Origin of the sequence: Streptomyces sp. NPDC050617 (genome assembly GCF_040654795.1) — a bacterium.
Taxonomy (GTDB): domain Bacteria; phylum Actinomycetota; class Actinomycetes; order Streptomycetales; family Streptomycetaceae; genus Streptomyces.
Window position 1 is genome coordinate 270,220 of sequence record NZ_JBFAIS010000009.1, and the last position, 16,337, is coordinate 286,556.

Annotated in this window: 16 protein-coding genes and 1 pseudogene; 7 read left to right on the top strand and 10 right to left on the bottom strand. The window is 69.7% G+C overall.

The window, feature by feature from the left end; all coding sequences use genetic code 11:
• The first annotated feature begins 182 nt into the window (after window positions 1–182).
• Window positions 183–395, top strand: a complete 213-nt coding sequence (locus AB0I49_RS15470; RefSeq protein WP_363227481.1) for a DUF397 domain-containing protein — start codon at window positions 183–185, stop codon at window positions 393–395.
• A gap of 101 nt (window positions 396–496) precedes the next feature.
• Here AB0I49_RS15470 and AB0I49_RS15475 read toward each other — a convergent pair whose 3' ends face one another.
• The gene (locus AB0I49_RS15475; RefSeq protein ID WP_363227442.1) at window positions 497–1,672 is read right to left on the bottom strand and encodes a serine hydrolase; all 1,176 of its coding nucleotides are present in this window, start codon (window positions 1,670–1,672) and stop codon (window positions 497–499) included.
• 420 nt (window positions 1,673–2,092) lie between these two features.
• Window positions 2,093–2,875 (bottom strand): YafY family protein, encoded by a 783-nt coding sequence (locus tag AB0I49_RS15480; RefSeq protein ID WP_363227443.1) that lies wholly within the window; start codon window positions 2,873–2,875, stop codon window positions 2,093–2,095.
• Between the two features lie 101 nt (window positions 2,876–2,976).
• On the opposite strand from AB0I49_RS15480, the gene AB0I49_RS15485 reads away from it, so the two are divergent.
• Window positions 2,977–3,864 (top strand): NAD(P)H-binding protein, encoded by an 888-nt coding sequence (locus AB0I49_RS15485; protein WP_363227444.1) that lies wholly within the window; start codon window positions 2,977–2,979, stop codon window positions 3,862–3,864.
• A gap of 45 nt (window positions 3,865–3,909) precedes the next feature.
• On the opposite strand, the gene AB0I49_RS15490 is transcribed toward AB0I49_RS15485, so the two are convergent.
• The 7 genes and pseudogenes from AB0I49_RS15490 to AB0I49_RS15520 all read right to left on the bottom strand — a co-directional run bounded on the left by AB0I49_RS15490 (window position 3,910) and on the right by AB0I49_RS15520 (window position 10,680).
• Window positions 3,910–4,650, bottom strand: coding sequence for an amidase family protein (locus AB0I49_RS15490; protein ID WP_363227482.1), 741 nt, complete (start codon window positions 4,648–4,650; stop codon window positions 3,910–3,912).
• A gap of 64 nt (window positions 4,651–4,714) precedes the next feature.
• Window positions 4,715–4,789, bottom strand: a pseudogene (locus AB0I49_RS15495) (hypothetical protein); the annotation flags it as partial.
• Between the two features lie 2 nt (window positions 4,790–4,791).
• Window positions 4,792–6,003 carry a dipeptide ABC transporter ATP-binding protein gene (locus AB0I49_RS15500; protein WP_363227445.1) on the bottom strand — a complete coding sequence of 404 codons (1,212 nt, stop codon included), beginning with the start codon at window positions 6,001–6,003 and terminating at the stop codon, window positions 4,792–4,794.
• 32 nt (window positions 6,004–6,035) lie between these two features.
• Window positions 6,036–7,067 carry an ABC transporter ATP-binding protein gene (locus tag AB0I49_RS15505; RefSeq protein ID WP_363227446.1) on the bottom strand — a complete coding sequence of 344 codons (1,032 nt, stop codon included), beginning with the start codon at window positions 7,065–7,067 and terminating at the stop codon, window positions 6,036–6,038.
• An 11-nt stretch (window positions 7,068–7,078) separates the two neighbouring features.
• Window positions 7,079–8,068: an ABC transporter permease gene (locus AB0I49_RS15510; protein WP_363227447.1), complete on the bottom strand. Its 990-nt coding sequence runs from the start codon at window positions 8,066–8,068 to the stop codon at window positions 7,079–7,081.
• Complete coding sequence (locus AB0I49_RS15515) at window positions 8,061–8,984, bottom strand: ABC transporter permease (protein ID WP_363128933.1); 924 nt, start codon at window positions 8,982–8,984, stop codon at window positions 8,061–8,063. Before AB0I49_RS15515 ends, AB0I49_RS15510 begins: the two co-directional genes overlap by 8 nt.
• A 73-nt stretch (window positions 8,985–9,057) precedes the next feature.
• A complete protein-coding gene (locus AB0I49_RS15520) occupies window positions 9,058–10,680 on the bottom strand; it encodes an ABC transporter substrate-binding protein (RefSeq protein ID WP_363227448.1) in 1,623 nt (540 codons plus the stop codon).
• A 598-nt stretch (window positions 10,681–11,278) separates the two neighbouring features.
• Here AB0I49_RS15520 and AB0I49_RS15525 point away from each other — a divergent pair.
• The 3 genes from AB0I49_RS15525 to AB0I49_RS15535 all read left to right on the top strand — a co-directional run bounded on the left by AB0I49_RS15525 (window position 11,279) and on the right by AB0I49_RS15535 (window position 14,055).
• Entirely contained in the window at window positions 11,279–12,127 is an 849-nt protein-coding gene (locus AB0I49_RS15525; protein ID WP_363227449.1) for a DUF4097 family beta strand repeat-containing protein, read from the top strand.
• A 108-nt stretch (window positions 12,128–12,235) separates the two neighbouring features.
• Window positions 12,236–13,276 (top strand): ATP-binding cassette domain-containing protein, encoded by a 1,041-nt coding sequence (locus tag AB0I49_RS15530; protein ID WP_363227450.1) that lies wholly within the window; start codon window positions 12,236–12,238, stop codon window positions 13,274–13,276.
• Complete coding sequence (locus AB0I49_RS15535) at window positions 13,273–14,055, top strand: ABC transporter permease (RefSeq protein WP_363227451.1); 783 nt, start codon at window positions 13,273–13,275, stop codon at window positions 14,053–14,055. Before AB0I49_RS15530 ends, AB0I49_RS15535 begins: the two co-directional genes overlap by 4 nt.
• 125 nt (window positions 14,056–14,180) lie before the next feature.
• On the opposite strand, the gene AB0I49_RS15540 is transcribed toward AB0I49_RS15535, so the two are convergent.
• A complete protein-coding gene (locus AB0I49_RS15540; protein WP_363227452.1) occupies window positions 14,181–14,849 on the bottom strand; it encodes a TetR/AcrR family transcriptional regulator in 669 nt (222 codons plus the stop codon).
• A gap of 141 nt (window positions 14,850–14,990) precedes the next feature.
• Between AB0I49_RS15540 and AB0I49_RS15545 the strand changes: the two genes are divergently transcribed.
• Together AB0I49_RS15545 and AB0I49_RS15550 are read left to right on the top strand one after the other, a co-directional pair.
• Window positions 14,991–15,602 (top strand): NAD(P)H-binding protein, encoded by a 612-nt coding sequence (locus tag AB0I49_RS15545; protein WP_363227453.1) that lies wholly within the window; start codon window positions 14,991–14,993, stop codon window positions 15,600–15,602.
• Between the two features lie 144 nt (window positions 15,603–15,746).
• Window positions 15,747–16,337: hypothetical protein (locus AB0I49_RS15550; protein ID WP_363227454.1), on the top strand; the 591-nt coding region annotated here is incomplete at its 3' end.

Genomic DNA, 16,337 nt, shown 5'->3' on the forward strand with positions numbered 1-16,337 from the left:
TGTTGACCTTCGAGGACTCCCCTGCGGTGCTGCACACCGAGAAACCGCAGGGTGTGGCCGCCCGTACGAGAACGCCAAGTCTGTGGCCACCACCTGCGGCACGTACGACCGCCTGCGGGCCCACGCCCTGTCTCCCGATGAGTCGATCGCCTGCATCAAAGGCATGTTCAAGGAGCGGACTTATGCGTAACGGAATCAACGTGACGCCCACCGAGTGGGTCCGGTCGTCGTACAGCGGGCCCGAGGGCGGGCAGTGCGTCGAGTGGGCCCCCGGTGCCGTGGCGCACGGCGTCGTGCCTGTCCGTGACAGCAAGGACCCCAGCGGCCCGGTCCTCACCGTCTCCCCCGCCGCGTGGGCCGCGTTCATCGCATTCGCGGCCCGTAGCGACGCGTAGGACGGCGACGGCCGCCCTCGGACGCGGAAGGCCCCCGCTCGTCCACCGTGGGGGTGGGGACGGGGCGGGGGCCCGAGGTGTCGCGTGTGGTCGATGACCGCTCAGTGGGCGAAGCCCCAGTCGAGCATCTTGGTGGCGTCGTCGAAGCGGCCCTCGTCGTCGCGGAGGATCGCGCCGACCAGCGTGCGGTTGTCGCGCTTGGCGGCGAAGACGAGGCAGTAGCCGTCCTCCGGGCCGCTGCCGGTCTTGATGCCCAGGATGCCGTCGTAGCTGCCCAGCAGCTCGTTGGTGTTGTTCCAGGTGTAGTACCGGGTGTGGCCGTTGGCCGCCGGGGCCTCGGTCTTGTACTGCTTGTTCTTCACGACGTCGGCGAACGTCGGCTGCAGCATCGCGCGCTGGCCGAGCTTGGCCAGGTCGCGGGCGGTGCTGTGGTTGTTGCCGTGCGAGATGCCGTCGTACGTGTCGAAGTGCGTGCCCTTCATGCCCAGCTGCTGCGCCTCGTCGTTCATCTGGCGCACGAAGTCGGCGATCCGCGCCTCCTCGGTGGCGCCGGAGCCGAAGTTGTCGGCCAGGGCCCGCGCGGCGTCCGAGCCGGACGGGAGCAGCATGGCGTGCAGCATCTGCTTGACGGTCAGCTTGTCGCCCGTCTGGAGATCGGCGGTGCTGGCGCCGACCTTCTGCACGTAGTCCCGGTACTCCTGCTTCACCTCGATCTGACGGTTGAGCCACTCCGGGTGCTTGAGCACGATCACAGCGGTCATGATCTTGGTAGTGCTGGCCATCGGCACGCTCTCGTCGGCCTTGGCCCCGCCCCACATCGGCCGCTCCTGGCTGCCGTCGCGGGCGTCCAGCAGGAAGGCGTGGTCGGCCTTGATCTGCGGAGCGGCCTGGTCCTTCGGGTCCTGCGCGGCGGGGGCCTTGCCGGTCTTGTCGTTCGCCTTGTCGCCGGCCCGGCTGTCGGTCTGGCCGTGGGCCTTGCCGCTGTCCTCGGCCTTGCCGCCGTCCTCGGCCTTGTGGCCGTTCTGGTCCGCGACAGCGTGCTGCGTCGCCTGGAGAGGCTGCTGCCGCACGTCCTGCTGGTGTCCGGCCTCGTGACCGGCCGGGGTGGTCGTCTCAGGGCTCTGCTGCCCCTTCTCGTCCACGGAGTGCGCGGTGCCGGGCGTGGCCGCCTCGGCGAGGCCGGCGGCGCTGATCGGCAGGGCGGCGCCGACGAGCGCGACCATCGCGACCCGGACACCGGTGCGGTGTATTCGGTTGGGGCGGGCGTGGGAACCCATGGGCATCCCTTCTTCCGGCGCAGGGACGCCGGGATGTAGCTGAAAGTAAGTTCACACCGAACTTACTTGCGCGATGACAGCGACTGTCAAGCGAGCTTTGTCATAGCCCCGTAACGGGGTTCAACCCCCGTGAAGATGTTGTGACGGTGACCTGTGGGCCTTGTGGGGCCGCTCGCGGGCGGTGCCCAGGCGACTCCCCTGGGGCACAACTGCCCCACCGGCACCCCTCTATTCAGCCTCAGCCGCCAACTCCTGCACATTTAGCCCTTTTTGCCGGACCAGGGTCCAACTGTGCCCGGCTGTGCAGACAGTTCTGCCCTGTCGGCCGCCCGCAGCGGGAGCGCGCGACCCTGTCCGGGCGAGCGGGAGGGTTCCGCCGAATGCACCCACCCGCACAACGAGCCATTCGGTAACGGAGGGTCACCGAACGCGCTCGCCGGAAGAGCCCGGCGAAGCGGGAGAAGCGGAAGAACCAGGAATACCCGAGGAAGGTGAAGGCTCGCGCCCGAAGTCGGTGGTCAGCCAGTGCTCAATCGACTCGTCAGGGAATGCGCGGGGCGGGTAAGTACCCTCCACCGCCGCGATATCGGCGATCCGGTCGAGCCGGAAAGTGCGCCAGTCGTCGCGGTCGACGTCGAAACCCACCAAATACCACTGCCCGGCCCGCAGGAAGTGGCGGTACGGCTCGACCAGCCGGGTCGTCGACCGGCCGTGCTGGTCGACGTAGTCGAACCGCACCCTGCCGTCCCCGGCCACCGCGTCGGCGATCACCCCGACGGTCGCCGCCTCAACCGCCGCACCGGGCTGCTGCAGCACCTCCGTCGCAAGGTCGGTCGCGGCCGCGCGGCGGCGCAGCGGCCGCGGCAGGACCTGGTCGAGCTTGAGCAGGGCACTCGACGCCACCGCTTCCTCGGGCAGCCAGGCGCGGATCAGATGCAGCCCGGCCACCAGCGCGGTGATCTCGTCGGCGGTGAACAGCAGCGGTGGGATCTTCACGCCGGGGCTCAGCCGGTAGGCGCTGCCCGGCCCCGGCCGCGCCTCCACCGCGTACCCGAGCCGCCGCAGCCGCTGGGCGTCGCGCCGTACGGTACGGACGCTCGTACCCAGCCGTTCGGCCAGGTCGGCGGCGGTCCACTCGCCCCCGGACTGCAACAGCGTCAGCAGGGTCAAGGTCCTGGTCGTCGGGTCGGCCTCCATATCCATGGATTCAGCCTTCCCGGAAAGGCGGACAGATTCCGGCCGCCTCTCCTCCTAGCCTGAAGCCGCTCACGCCACAGCACCGGATGCGAGGAAATGAGGAAATCATGCGAATCGCCGTCACCACTCCCACGGGCAACGTCGGCCGCCACGTCGTCTCCGCGCTCGTACGAGCCGGGGTCCGGCCGCGCGTCCTGCTGCGCGACCCCGACCGACTCTCCCCCGATATTCGGGACGACGTGGACGCCGTACGGGTCGACCAGTACGAACCCGACTCGGTGGCGGCCGCCACCGAGGGCGTCGGCGCGCTGTTCTGGGTGGACCCGCCCTCCGAGGGTGCGGACCCCCTCGCCGACTACGCCCGCGCCACCGACAGCGTGGTCCGCGCCGTCACCGACAACGGCATCGGCCGCGTCGTCTTCCAGAGCAGCGTCGGCGCCGAGAAGCGCCACGGCGCGGGTGAGATCGACGGCCTGGCGCACACCGAGACCGCGCTGGACGGCCTCGGCATCGACGTCACCCACCTCCGCTGCGGCTACTTCTTCACCAATCTCGAACTCCAACTGGACGCGCTGCGGGCCGGCGCGCCCCTCCAGGTGATCCTGCCCCTCGACCTGCCCATGGCCTGGGTCGCGCCCCGCGACATCGCCGAGGCGGCGGCGGGCCGATTGCTCTCCCCCGACTGGTCCGGGCGGTGCGTACAGGCCGTCCACGGGCCCGCCGACCTCACCTGGCGGCAGGTCGCCGACATCCTCAGCGCCGCCGTCGGCCGCCGGATCGGCGTCGAGCGGATCACCGACGACGCGATGCGGGCCCAGCTCCGTCAGGTCGGAATGTCCGACAGGTTGGTCGAGGCCGTGCTGGGGATGTCCACCGGCCTCCGCGAGGACTTCGTCCCGGAACAGCCCCGCACCGTCCGGACCACGACCCCGACCACGCTCGCCGCCTGGGCGTACGACACGCTACGGCCGCAGATCACCGACGCGTCGTCGTAGAGCGCCAACGCCTTACGTACTTACGCCACGCCACGCAACGCCCCCTCACCCCAGCTCAGGCCGCCGCCCCCGGACCGGACTGACCCCTTCGAGCGCGGCGCCGACTCGCAGCAGCGTCTCCTCGTCGTACCAGCGCGACACGAGCTGCACTCCGATCGGCAGCCCCTCGCCACTCGCCCCGAACGGCAGCGACAGCGCGGGCAGTCCCGTCAGATTGAAGGGAACGGTCGCGCGCATGATGCCGCGCGCCGGAACGGTGACGCCCCCGACGTCGAACGTCGACAGGGCGTGCGGCGGGGCGGGGATCGGGCATACGGGGCACAGCAGCACGTCGTAGCGCTCGAAGTACCCGGCGAACAGGGAGCTGAGCCTTTCGACCTGTTGCTGCGCGTCGATGTAGTCGGCCATCGCGACCCCGGGGGCGGCGAGCGTCCGCTGGATGACGGTGTGCAGTTCCGACTCGCGGCCGGCAGCGACCCGCCGGAAGTACGGCACGACCTCGGCGGCGAACAGCACCATGCTCAGCGTGGTCGCGTCGATGTCCGCCAGCCCGGCCAGGCCGTTCGTCGCGGCCGGCTCGACGGTGCAGCCCAGCGTCCGCAGCGCGTCGGCAGCCGCCGCGACCGTGGCCGTGACCTCGCGGTCCACCGGCCCGAAGGCGGGTTCGGCCGCCCAGCCCACGCGTAGCCCGGCCACCCCTCCCGGAACCCCGTCCCGCGGATCGGCCGGCGGCGGAAGTCGCCGTACGTGGCCGTCGACGCCGTCCGGCCCCGCGAGGATCTTCAGCGCGGCCCGGGGTCCGCTCGCCGTCCCAGGGGTTGCGGGACCTGCCGGAGACCAGGTTGTCCGTCTCGGTCCAGTAGGAGAACTCCGGCAGGTTCGTCTTGGCCAGCAGAATCCCGCCGGCCGCCCGGAACCTACCCACACCTACCCACCGGCCGGCGGCTCCGCAGACGCCCCCGAACGCCCCGCCCCGGAAGACCCATCAGATCCACCGGGTCCATCAGATCCACCAGCCACACCAGACCGCCTAGCCTCACTGCCACCGCCACCGCCACCGCCCCCACCCCGCCCCGTATCCACGATCCGCCGCTCCTCCGCGAAGTGGCACGCGGACTCGTGCGCCGCCGGCCCGCCCCGCTCCCGGAACACCTCCGGCACCGCCAGCAGCGGCACCTCCTCCGCACACAGCGCCTCCGCCTTCCAGCACCTGGTACGGAACCGGCAACCGGACGGCGGGTTGGCCGGGGACGGCACGTCGCCGGAGAGCAGAATCCGCTCGCGCCGCTCCCGCGCCTCGGGGTTGGGCACCGGCACGGCGGAGAGCAGCGCCTGGGTGTACGGATGCGTCGGGTGCTCGTAGATCTGGTCCTCGGTCCCGGTCTCCGCCAGCCGCCCGAGATACATCACCGCCACCCGGTCGGAGATGTGCCGCACCACGGACAGGTCGTGTGCGATGAAGACATACGACAGATCGAACTCATCCTGGAGTTGCTCCAGGAGGTTGACGACCTGCGCCTGTACGGACACGTCCAGCGCCGATACGGGCTCGTCGGCGACGATCACCTCGGGGCGCAGCGCGAGGCCGCGGGCGATGCCGATGCGCTGCCGCTGGCCGCCGGAGAACTGGTGCGGATACCGGTTGATGTACTCGGGGTTCAGTCCGACCACATCCAGCAGGTCCTGCACCTTCTTGCGGCGGCTCCCCTTCGGGGCCACCTCCGGGTGGATCTCGTACGGCTCCCCGATGATGTCGCCGACCGTCATCCGCGGGTTCAGCGAGGTGTACGGATCCTGGAAGACCATCTGGATGTTGCGCCGTACGGCCTTGAGCGCGCGCCCGGACAGGCGGGTGATGTCCTCGCCCTTGTAGAGGATCTGTCCGCTCGTCGGCCGCTCCAGGTTGACCAGCAGCTTCGCGACGGTCGACTTGCCGCAGCCCGACTCGCCGACGATTCCCAGCGTCTCGCCGCGGGCCAGCCCGAAGGAGACGGTGTCGACGGCTCGTACCGCTCCGACCTGCTTCTTCATCAGGATGCCGCGCGTCAGCGGATAGAGCTTGGCGAGGTCGCGCACTTCGAGGATCGGCTCGGTACGCGCCGGGGCCGCCGTTTCCTTCTCCATGGTCTGCTCAGGCATGGACGAGCCTCTCCTTGGCCTCCGTCATCAGCTCAGGCATCGGCGAGCTCCTCCTTCCAGAAGTGGCAGGCGCTGGCGCGGCCGGGCAGCGGCGTGCCGTCGTCCTCGGCGACCTCGTACAGCGGCGGCCGGTCCGTACGGCAGACGTCCTGCACGCGCGGGCAGCGCGGGTTGAAGGGGCAGCCGGGCGGGATCGCGACGAGGTTGGGCGGCAGCCCCTTGATCGCGTAGAGCTGCTGCCCCTTCTGGTCGAGCCGGGGAATCGAGTCGAGCAGCCCGCGGGTGTACGGGTGGGCCGGCCGTTTATACAGCTCGTGCACGGGCGCGGTCTCCACGATCCGGCCCGCGTACATCACCGCGATCTTGTCGGCGACATCCGCGACCACGCCCAGGTCATGGGTGATCAGAATGAGCCCCATGTTGAACTCGCGCTGGAGCTCGGCGAGCAGGTCCATCACCTGGGCCTGCACCGTCACATCCAGGGCGGTGGTCGGCTCGTCCGCGATGATCAGGTCCGGCTGGAGCGCCAGGGCCATCGCGATCATGATGCGTTGGCGCATGCCGCCGGAGAACTGGTGCGGATAGTCCCCGACCCGCTCGCGCGCCGCGGGGATGCGCACCCGGTCCATCAGCTCGACGGCCTTCGCCCGCGCCGCCTTGCGGGACATGCCCTGGTGCACCTCGTACATCTCGCCGAGCTGCGCGCCTACCGAGACCACCGGGTTCAGCGCGGAGAGCGCGTCCTGGAAGATCATCGCCATCTTCGCGCCGCGCACCTTGCGGCGCGCCTCACGCCCCATCTTCAGCAGGTCCTCGCCCTTGAAGAGCACCTCCCCGCCCGTCACGAACCCCGGCGGCGAGTCGAGGATGCCCATCACGGCCTGCGCGGTCACCGACTTCCCCGACCCCGACTCGCCCAGCACCGCGAGGGTCTCACCCGCGTCGACGCTGTAGGAGACCCCGTTGACGGCCTTGGCCACGCCGTCCCTCGTGCGGAACTCGACCTGGAGGTCGCGCACGTCCAGCAGTGTCGTCGTCGTCCGGTCGTCCGGCGATGTCGTCATCCGACGTCTCCTCAGCGCAGCTTGGGGTCGAGGGCGTCGCGGACCGCGTCGCCGAGCATGATGAACGCGAGCACCGTGATGGACAGCGCGCCGGCCGGCCACAGCAGCATGTGCGGAGCGTTGCGGATGCGGGTCGCGGCGTCCGAGATGTCGATGCCCCAGGAGACGGTCGGCGGTTTCAGTCCGACTCCGAGGAACGACAGGGTCGCCTCCAGCGCGATGTACGTGCCGAGCGCGATGGTCGCCACGACGATGACCGGGGCGACGGCGTTCGGCGCGATGTGCCGCAGCAGCAGCCGCCCGTTGCCCGCGCCCAGCGCCCGCGCCGCCTGGACGAAGTCGTTCTGCTTGATCGTCACCACCGAGCCGCGCGCGATGCGGGAGATCTGCGGCCAGCCCAGCAGCACGATGAAGCCGACGACCGGCCAGACCGAGCCGCTGGTGACCACCGACAGGAAGACCAGGCCGCCCAGGATGATCGGGATGCCGAAGAACACGTCCGCGATCCGCGACAGCAGCGCGTCCCACCAGCCGCCGAAGAACCCGGCCAGCCCGCCGAGCACGCTGCCCAGCAGCGCCGCCCCCGCCGTCGCGCAGATGCCGACGGTGATCGACGCCCGCGCCCCGTAGACGACGCGGGTGTAGACGTCGCGGCCCTGGGTGTCGTAGCCGAAAGGGTGGCCGGGCGAGGCGCCGCGCTGCGCCTTGGTGAGGTCCGCCTTGTACGGGCTGCCGCTCGCGATCAGGGACGGCCAGATCGCGATGACGATCAGGAAGAGGATGACCAGCGCGGAGATGATGAAGATCGGGTTCCGGCGCAGGTCGTGCCAGGCGTCCGACCAGAGGCTGCGGGCCTTGAGGGAGGGGTCCGCGGGCGCGCCGCCGGGACCGCCGGGGCCGCCCGGCGCGCCTTCGAGGGACTCGGCCTCGCCGATGGCGAGGTTGGCGGTGGCGCCGTCGCCGTGCGCGATGGCTTCCTTGGGAACGTACGGGTCAGGCATAGCGAATCCTCGGGTCGAGCACGGCGTAGAGGAGGTCCACGAGCAGGTTCGCCAGCAGGAAGACGATGACGAGGATGGTCACGAAGCCGACCACCGTCGGCGAGTTCTGCCGCAGGATGCCCTGGTAGAGCTGGTAGCCGACGCCGTGGATGTTGAAGATCCGCTCGGTGACGATGGCGCCGCCCATCAGCGCCCCGATGTCGGTGCCGATGAAGGTGACGACGGGGATGAGCGAGTTCCGCAGCAGATGGCGGGTGATCACCCGGCGTCTCGGCAGTCCCTTGGCGACGGCCGTGCGGACGTAGTCGGCGCGGGCGTTCTCGGCGATCGACGTACGGGTCAGCCGGGTCACGTAGGCGAGCGAGACCAGCGCCAGTACGAGGCCGGGCAGCAGCAGTTCGCCCAGTGGCGCCTCGGGCGACACGGAGGCCGCTGCCGTCTCCCATTTCACGCCGAACAGGTACTGGAGGAGGTAGCCGCTGACGAACGTCGGGACCGAGACGACGATCAGGGTCAGCAGCAGTACGGTCGTGTCCACCGCGCGCCCGCGCCGCAGCCCGCTGAAGACGCCGAGCACGATGCCGATGACCATCTCCAGGACGATCGCGACGATGGTGAGCCGCAGCGTCACCGGGAAGGCGGTGGACATCAGCTCGGTGACCTTCTGGCCGTTGAAGGCGATGCCGAAGTTCCCTTGCAGCACCTGCCCCATGTAGTGCAGGTACTGCTTCCACAGCGGTTCGTCGAGGTAGAGGTCCTTGCGGATCTGGGCGGCGGTCGCGGGGTCGGGCGCCTTGTCGCCGAAGAGGGCGGCGACGGGGTCGCCCAGCGCGTACACCATGAAGAAGATCAGGAACGTGCTGCCGATGAACACCGGGATCATCTGAAGCAGCCGCCGGATCACATAGCGTCCCATGGGGGCTCCGGAGTGGGTGGGAGGGAGTGGTCCGGCGGGCGGGGCGGCCCGCCGGACCCCTGGCTGCCTGCGGTCAGTTGACCTTGATCTCGTTGTAGACCGGGACGCTGAACTGGTTCAGCGCGACGTTGCTGATGCTCTCCGAGTAGCCGGCACTACCGTTCTGGTACCAGAGCGGGATCACCGGCATCTGCTCGGCGAGCACCTTCTCCGCGTCCTGGAAGTCGGACACCGCCTTCGCCTTGTCGCTCTCGCCGTTCGCCTTGTCCACCAGCCGGTCGAAGTCGGGGCTGCTGAACTTCCCGTCGTTGGAGGAGGCGTCGGTGTAGTAGAGGGGCTGGAGGAAGTCCTGGATGAGCGGGTAGTCCATCTGCCAGCCGGTGCGGAACGGGCCGGTCATCTGGTGCCCCCCGAGCTTGTTGCGGAAGTCCGCGAACGTGCCGATCGGGTTGACCGTGCACGCCTTCTCGCTGTCGAGGACGTTGTTGATGCTGTTGCAGACCGCGTCCATCCACACCCGGTGCGAGCCCGTGTCGACATTGGAGGTGACGGTCACCTTGCCGCCCGGCAGCCCGCCGCCCTCGGTGATCAGCCGCTTGGCCTCGGCGGCGTTGTACGTGCAGACGGTCCCGCACAGCCCCGCCTTGTAGCCGCCCTCCGCCTTGAGCACCGGCGAGGTCCAGTCCGTGGCCGGGACCCTGGTCTTCTGGTAGATCTCATCAGTGATCTGCCGGCGGTTGATGGCCATGGACAGGCCCTTGCGGACCTTCGCCATCCCGCTCTTGGACCACGCCTTGTCGTACATCGGGAAGGACAGCGTCTGGAGGATGCCGGCGGGCTGGTTGATGTAGCGGTCGCCGAGGTCGGCCTTGACGTTCCTGAGCTGCTGGGCCGGGATGTCGTCGGCGAGATCGAGGTTGCCGGCCTGGAGGTCGGTGTAAGCGGTGTTGCTGTCGGTGTAGACCCGCAGTTCGACGCCGTTGTTGCGCGCCTTGTCGTCCCCCGGGTATCCCTCCCACTTGGCGAGCCGCATCACCGTGCCCTTGTCGTACGAGCGCACGGTGTACGGGCCGTTGCCGATGGGCTTCTTGATCCAGCCGTCGTGGTCGTCGAAGAACGCCTTCGGCAGCGGTGAGAACGCGGCGTAGCCGAGGGTGTCGGGCCAAGTGGAGAACTTCTGGTTGAGCTTGACCGTGAACGTCCTGTCGTCCTTGACCGCCAGCCCCGACAGCGTCTTGGCGCTCGGGCTGCCCGAGTCCGGGTGGACCTTGTCGTAGCCGTCGATGTACTGGAAGAAGGACGCGTTCTTCTGCTTGTTGCCGAGCGCCGCCCCGTAGTTCCAGGCGTCCACGAAGGAGTGCGCCGTGACCTTCTCGCCGTTGCTGAAGGTCCATCCGTCCTTGATGGTGACGGTGAAGTTCTGCTGGTCGGAGGTCTTGATCCGGTCGGCGATGACGTTGACGGCCTTGCCGCTCCTGGGGTCGTACTTCTTCAGCCCCCGAAAGATCATGTCCAGCACCTTGCCGCCCTGGACCTCATTGGTGTTCGCGGGCTCCAGCGGATTCTGCGGATCGCCCCATGACGCCCGTACGGCCCCGCCCTTCCCCACGCTCCTGCCGCCGCCGCAGCCCGTAGCGGCCAGGGCGACGACGACCATCACCCACACGGCCCACTTGGCGCGCGTGGCTCCGCGCATGAAGTGCCTCCTCCGGGTCCCGGGACTCGCTTAGGCCCAAATAACACCCCATGCAGTTACGCAGTGCATCTTCACGGCTGCCGTACGTGTGCCATCGGTCGGGGAAACCGCCCGTACGCGTGAGGCGGGGGGCGCGTTGCTGGTCGCGACCGGCGGGGGTGGCACGAGTGACGCCAAGTGGTGCCAAGTGATGCCACTTGGCGCGCCGGGCGGAGGTGCGGCACCGCGTGGCACCGGATTGACGCGGCTTGATGCGGCTTGATGCGGGCATGTTTCGGCAGGTCAGGATGCATTTGCGGGTAGCGCTTCCCGGCCATCTCGCTTGAGGGGTTGCCAGTGACGCCAGAGTGGTGCCACTATGGCGTCACGAAGTCAGCGCGGCGGCTCCCCGGAAGGGGCGCCGGCGCAACGCTTCGGGAATTGCAGCGGAACCCCGGCCCCGAAGGGCCAGAAGAGCCAGACCAGCCAGACCAGCCAGACCAGCCAGACCAGCCAGAGCCAGGATCAGGGCCGGAGCGAGGGCCAGGGCCAGGGCCAAGGCCAGAGTCGCAGCCAGAGCCAGAGTCAGAGCCAGACGAGCCAAGAGGACGGGACAGCCATGCCTTCTTTCGACACCCCAGCGACGATCTCGGCCACCGCTCACGTGGAAGCCGGATCCATCCGGTTCGTCGCCGCCGACCGGCTCGACACCGTCGTCGACGTACGGCCCCGCGACCACGCGAAGGACCAGGACGTACGGGCGGCCGAGCAGACCGAGGTCACGTACGCGAGCGGTCTGCTGACCATCAGGACGCCCAAGCAGCGCAACGTCATCGGGCGCACCGGCACCGTGGACGTGACGGTCGAACTGCCCACGGGATCGCAGGTGGAGACCACCGGAGCCTGGGCCCAGGTGCACGGCGAGGGCCGGCTGGGCGAGGTGCGGGTACGGACCTCGTCGGGCGACGTCCGCCTCGGCACCACCGGGCCGCTGCACCTGACGGCGACCCACGGGAGCATCACGGTGGACCGCGTCGAGGGCCCAGCCGAGATCACCACCAGCTCCGGCAGCCTGCGGGTCGGCGCCATCGACGGCGCCGCCACGTTGAAGAACGCGCACGGCACCACGACCGTCGGCGACGCGCGGGGCGACCTGCGGGTGAGCGGCGCCGACGGCGACATCTCCATCGACCGCGCCGAGGGCTCGGTCACCGCCACCACCACCCACGGCGCCCTGCGCGTCGCCGAGGTGGCCCGCGGCGGCGTCCAGTTGGAGACCTCCTACGGCGCCATCGAGATCGGTATCCGCGAGGGTACGGCGGCGTGGCTCGACGTGGACTCGCGCTCCGGCCATGTGCACAGCGCGCTCGCCGCGACGGGGAGCCCGAAGAAGTCCGAGGAGACGGTCGAGGTCAGGGCCCACACCCGCTACGGCAACATCGACATCCGTCGGTCGCGAGCCGCCTGACCCCTCAACCCACCCGACAAACCAGGCCACTTGACCGAGAACGACGCCTTTGAAGCGACGCCTTTGAAGCGACGTCATCGAAACGACGCCTTCGACCGGGAGAACCCCATGCCTTCATCTGTCATGCCCACATCCACACCTACGCCTCGGCGGGGCGACGGCCGGCAGCCGCCCGCCGCCGTCTCCACCGCCGATCTGCGCAAGTCGTACGGCGACAAGACCGTTCTCGACGGCATCGATCTGCGGATACCGGCCGGCACCGTGTTCGCACTGCTGGGGCCGAACGGCGCCGGCAAGACCACCACCGTGCAGATCCTGTCCACGCTCATCGCCGCCGACGGCGGGCAGGCCCAGGTCGCGGGGCACGACGTGGCCACGGCGCCGGACGGCGTACGCGCCGCGATCGGCGTCACCGGCCAGTTCGCCGCGCTCGACGACCTGCTCACCGCCGAGGAGAACCTGATCCTCATGGCCGACCTGCTGCGCCTCGGCAAGCGCGAAGGGCGCAGCCGGGCCGGGGAGTTGCTGAAGCGCTTCGATATCGCGGACGTCGCACACAAACGCGCCGCGTTCTTCTCCGGCGGCATGCGACGGCGGCTCGACCTCGCCATGACGCTGGTCGGCGACCCGCAGGTGATCTTCCTCGACGAGCCGACGACCGGGCTGGACCCGCGCAGCCGCCGCACGATGTGGGAGACCGTGCGCTCACTGGTCGCCGGCGGCGTCACCGTCTTCCTCACCACGCAATACCTGGAGGAGGCCGACCAGTTGGCGGACCGGATCGCGGTCCTGGACGGCGGCCGGATCGTCGCCGAGGGCACGGCCGACGAGCTCAAGGCGCGGATCCCCGGCAGCCATGTGCGCCTGCGGTTCACCGCCCCCGACGAGTACGAGCGAGCGGCCGCCGCCTTCCCCGGCGCGGCCCGCGACGACGAGGAGTTGGCCCTGCGCGTGGCGGGCGACGGCGGGCTCGACGCGCTGCGCGCCCTGCTCGACCGGCTCGACGCCGCAGGCGTCCGCGCCGCCGACTTCTCCGTGCACACCCCCGACCTGGACGACGTGTTCCTGGCCCTGACCGGGAACGGCGGCGCCGCCCCCGCCACCGCGACGACGGCAGCCGCGTCCCACCCGAAGGAGACCCTGCGATGAGCACCCTCACCTATGCCGTGCACGACTCGATGACGATGCTGCGGCGGAACCTGAAGCACGCGATCCGCTACCCGTCCGTGGGGCTGGGCAGCGCCATGACGCCGATCCTGATGCTGCTGCTGTTCGTGTACGCCTTCGGGGACTCGATCGGCACCGGTATGGGCGGGGGCCGGGACGCGTATCTGAACTATCTGACGCCCGGCATCATCATCATGGGGGTGGCCGCGGGCTCGATGTCCACCTCGATCGCGGTCTGCTCCGACATGACCGAGGGCATCATCAACCGCTTCCGCACCATGAACATCACGCGCTCGTCGTTCATGACGGGGCACGTCCTGGGCAGCGTCGCCCAGACGATGGTGTGCGCCGTGCCGGTCGTCGGCGTCGCGTTCGCCGTCGGCTTCCGTTCCGGTGCGACCCCGCTGGAGTGGCTGGCCGCAGCCGGCCTTCTCGCGGCCATCGCCTTCTCGGTGACCTGGCTGTCCGTGGCGCTGGGCCTGATCTCCAAGACCGTCGAGTCGGCGAGCAACAAGCCGCTGCTGATCCAGTTCCTGCCCTTCCTCGGCTCGGCGTTCGTACCGGCCGCATCGATGTCGCCGGGCCTGCGTTGGTTCGCCGAGTACCAGCCGTTCACCCCGATGATCGAAACGCTGCGCGGCCTGCTCTCGGGTACGGAGATAGGCAACAGCGCCTGGATAGCGCTGGCTTGGTGCGCCGGTATCGCGCTGGTGGGCTACGTCTGGTCGCGGTCGCTCTTCAACAGCACGACCAAGCGCTGAGCGATCCCCAGGGCCTGTCGATCCCCAAGGCCCGTCCAGCTCACGGCGGCGGACGAACCGAAACGGGACCGAACTGGACCGGAATGGAACGGAACGGGACCGAAATGGATCGGTCCGGACCGGGCCTAGGAAGCCTCGCCGCGCGGCAGAAGAGCGGCGATGTCCCCCGCCGGCCGACCGGAGTGCAGGCTGATCAGGCCGACGAGCAGGTCGTCCAGGGGCGGCCAGGGAAGGTTTCCATGGTCGTTGTAGAGACTGATGAGGCCGTGCATGGCGGTCCAGAGCATCAGACCGGCCTGCCACTGCCCTTCCACCGTGGATCCCAGCCGCTCGGGGCCGGCGACGGCGGCCAGGGAAGCGACGACGGATTCGAGGAGTTCGGCCCCGTCTCCGTGGGCCGAACCGGGGACGATATCGGCGGCCATGCGCCCACCGAACAGGGTCCGGTAGTGGCCGGGCTGTTCAACTCCCCAGTGCACATAGGCCGCACACCGCGCCACGAGATCGGCCAACGGGCCCGGCGCCGATTCGGCGGCCTCGTTCATCCGACGGGCCAGTTCGGCGTAGCGCAGTTGCAGAACGTGCTGGATCAGCGCACTCAGGTCCGGAAAGTGGCTGTAGATGCTGGCCGGCGCGACGCCGACCTCGCGTGCGACTTGCCGGAGGGTCAGGGTCTCCGGGCGGTCGAGGGTGGCCAGCAGCTTCGCGGCGGCGTCCACGAGCTGGGCCTTGAGCACCTGCCCCTGCCCCCGCGGATTGCGGCGGCGGGCAACGGCCCGCTCCTGAGACGGCACCCGAGCCCCCTTCCGGCTTCCGGCCTCGAAAGATTCAGCAACGGCTGTTCACTTTACAGCCCGTCCCGCCTTGACACCGGCTGACCAACACTCGTTTACTTACTTCACCAACAGTTGTTCAGTTATAGCGAACGGATCATCATGCGCATTGCGGTACTGGGCGCGTCCGGGCGGGTCGGCGGGCTCGTCGTCGACCAGGCGCTGGAACGGGAACACCAGGTCGTGGCTTTGGCCCGCACCCCGGACAAGATCACCGCGCCCACGGCGCGACGGGTCGAGATCCGGCAGGCGGACGTCTTCTCCCCCGAGACCTTCCCCGGCCTCGACGATGTCGACGTGGCCATCTCGACCATCGGCGTCGGCAAGGGTGACGGCCTGGGTGCACTGGCCGCCGGGGCCGAGCTGCTCGCCGCGGCACACGTCCGTACGGTGTGGCTCGGCGCACTGGGATCCGGCGAGTCGACCGGCGCGGGCGGCCGGATCTACCAGGCGGTGATGCGCATGGCCGTAGGCAAGGAACTGACCGCCAAGGCCGAGGCCGACCGGATAGCCCTGGCCGCGGGCGCTGCCGTCTTCCACGCCCCGGACCTCACCGGCGGCCCCCTCAGCCCGAACCGGCGCATCGTGACTCTCGCGGATCTACGGCGCCCCTTGCTGCCGCCGAGGATGTCCCGAGCGTCCGTGGCCGCCCTCATGCTGGACGAAGCGGAGAAGGGCGCCCACTGCGGCGAAATCGTCGTCCCTCTCGACTGAACGCCACAGCGCGGGACGCTCCTTATCGGTGTTAGCCGGGCGTTAGCGGGGCGGTATTCCGGCGGTAGCGCGGGCGATCACAGTGGTGGACGTACCGAGGAAACAACGAGACCACGCCGCCGACTGCCCCCGGGGGAAACCCACATGCGCTCCAAGGCCACCGCCCTCACCACCCGCCGCCGAACCCTGCGCATGGCCGCCGTCGCCCTGACCGCCGCCGCCGGCCTCAGCCTGACCGCCTGCTCCGGCTCCGACGACAGCGGCGCGAAGACCATGGGCCACGCAGCCGCCGCCGAATCAAGCAACGGAAGCACCGGCGACAAGGCCCAGAGCAGCAGCACCGGCGGTGGCAAGACCGACGCCACGACGGACGCGAAGACCGGCACCAAGCCCGGCACCAAGTCGGCCACCGGGAACGGGAACGGGCACGGGGGCGGGGGCGGGGACTCGTCGGGGACGGCGGTCAGCAACCTCCCCCTCCCCGACGGCAGTGAAGCCCGCGTCACCAAGACCGGCGACCAGAATTACCGCGCCGAAATCGTCAACAAGGGCGCCGTCCTGGCCACCATCGAAACCCACGACGGCGCCGCCGGACTCGACGCCAACGACATGTTCGTCGTCCTCACCACCGACGGCCGCATCCACGCCTGGATGGGCGACAGCCAGACCGGCCCCGGCACCTTCGCCCTCAAGGGCGGCTACGACGCCAAAATCACCAAAGTCGGCGAACTCCAC

Excerpts from the sequence above, each read along its gene's own strand:
- AB0I49_RS15500 (WP_363227445.1), bottom strand. The coding sequence starts at position 6,003 with ATGCCTGAGCAGACCATGGAGAAGGAAACGGCGGCCCCGGCGCGTACC.
- AB0I49_RS15485 (WP_363227444.1), top strand. The coding sequence starts at position 2,977 with ATGCGAATCGCCGTCACCACTCCCACGGGCAACGTCGGCCGCCACGTC.
- AB0I49_RS15525 (WP_363227449.1), top strand. The coding sequence starts at position 11,279 with ATGCCTTCTTTCGACACCCCAGCGACGATCTCGGCCACCGCTCACGTG.
- AB0I49_RS15520 (WP_363227448.1), bottom strand. The coding sequence starts at position 10,680 with ATGCGCGGAGCCACGCGCGCCAAGTGGGCCGTGTGGGTGATGGTCGTC.
- AB0I49_RS15545 (WP_363227453.1), top strand. The coding sequence starts at position 14,991 with ATGCGCATTGCGGTACTGGGCGCGTCCGGGCGGGTCGGCGGGCTCGTC.
- AB0I49_RS15475 (WP_363227442.1), bottom strand. The coding sequence starts at position 1,672 with ATGGGTTCCCACGCCCGCCCCAACCGAATACACCGCACCGGTGTCCGG.
- AB0I49_RS15530 (WP_363227450.1), top strand. The coding sequence starts at position 12,236 with ATGCCTTCATCTGTCATGCCCACATCCACACCTACGCCTCGGCGGGGC.
- AB0I49_RS15480 (WP_363227443.1), bottom strand. The coding sequence starts at position 2,875 with ATGGATATGGAGGCCGACCCGACGACCAGGACCTTGACCCTGCTGACG.
- AB0I49_RS15470 (WP_363227481.1), top strand. The coding sequence starts at position 183 with ATGCGTAACGGAATCAACGTGACGCCCACCGAGTGGGTCCGGTCGTCG.
- AB0I49_RS15535 (WP_363227451.1), top strand. The coding sequence starts at position 13,273 with ATGAGCACCCTCACCTATGCCGTGCACGACTCGATGACGATGCTGCGG.
- AB0I49_RS15510 (WP_363227447.1), bottom strand. The coding sequence starts at position 8,068 with ATGCCTGACCCGTACGTTCCCAAGGAAGCCATCGCGCACGGCGACGGC.
- AB0I49_RS15505 (WP_363227446.1), bottom strand. The coding sequence starts at position 7,067 with ATGACGACATCGCCGGACGACCGGACGACGACGACACTGCTGGACGTG.
- AB0I49_RS15515 (WP_363128933.1), bottom strand. The coding sequence starts at position 8,984 with ATGGGACGCTATGTGATCCGGCGGCTGCTTCAGATGATCCCGGTGTTC.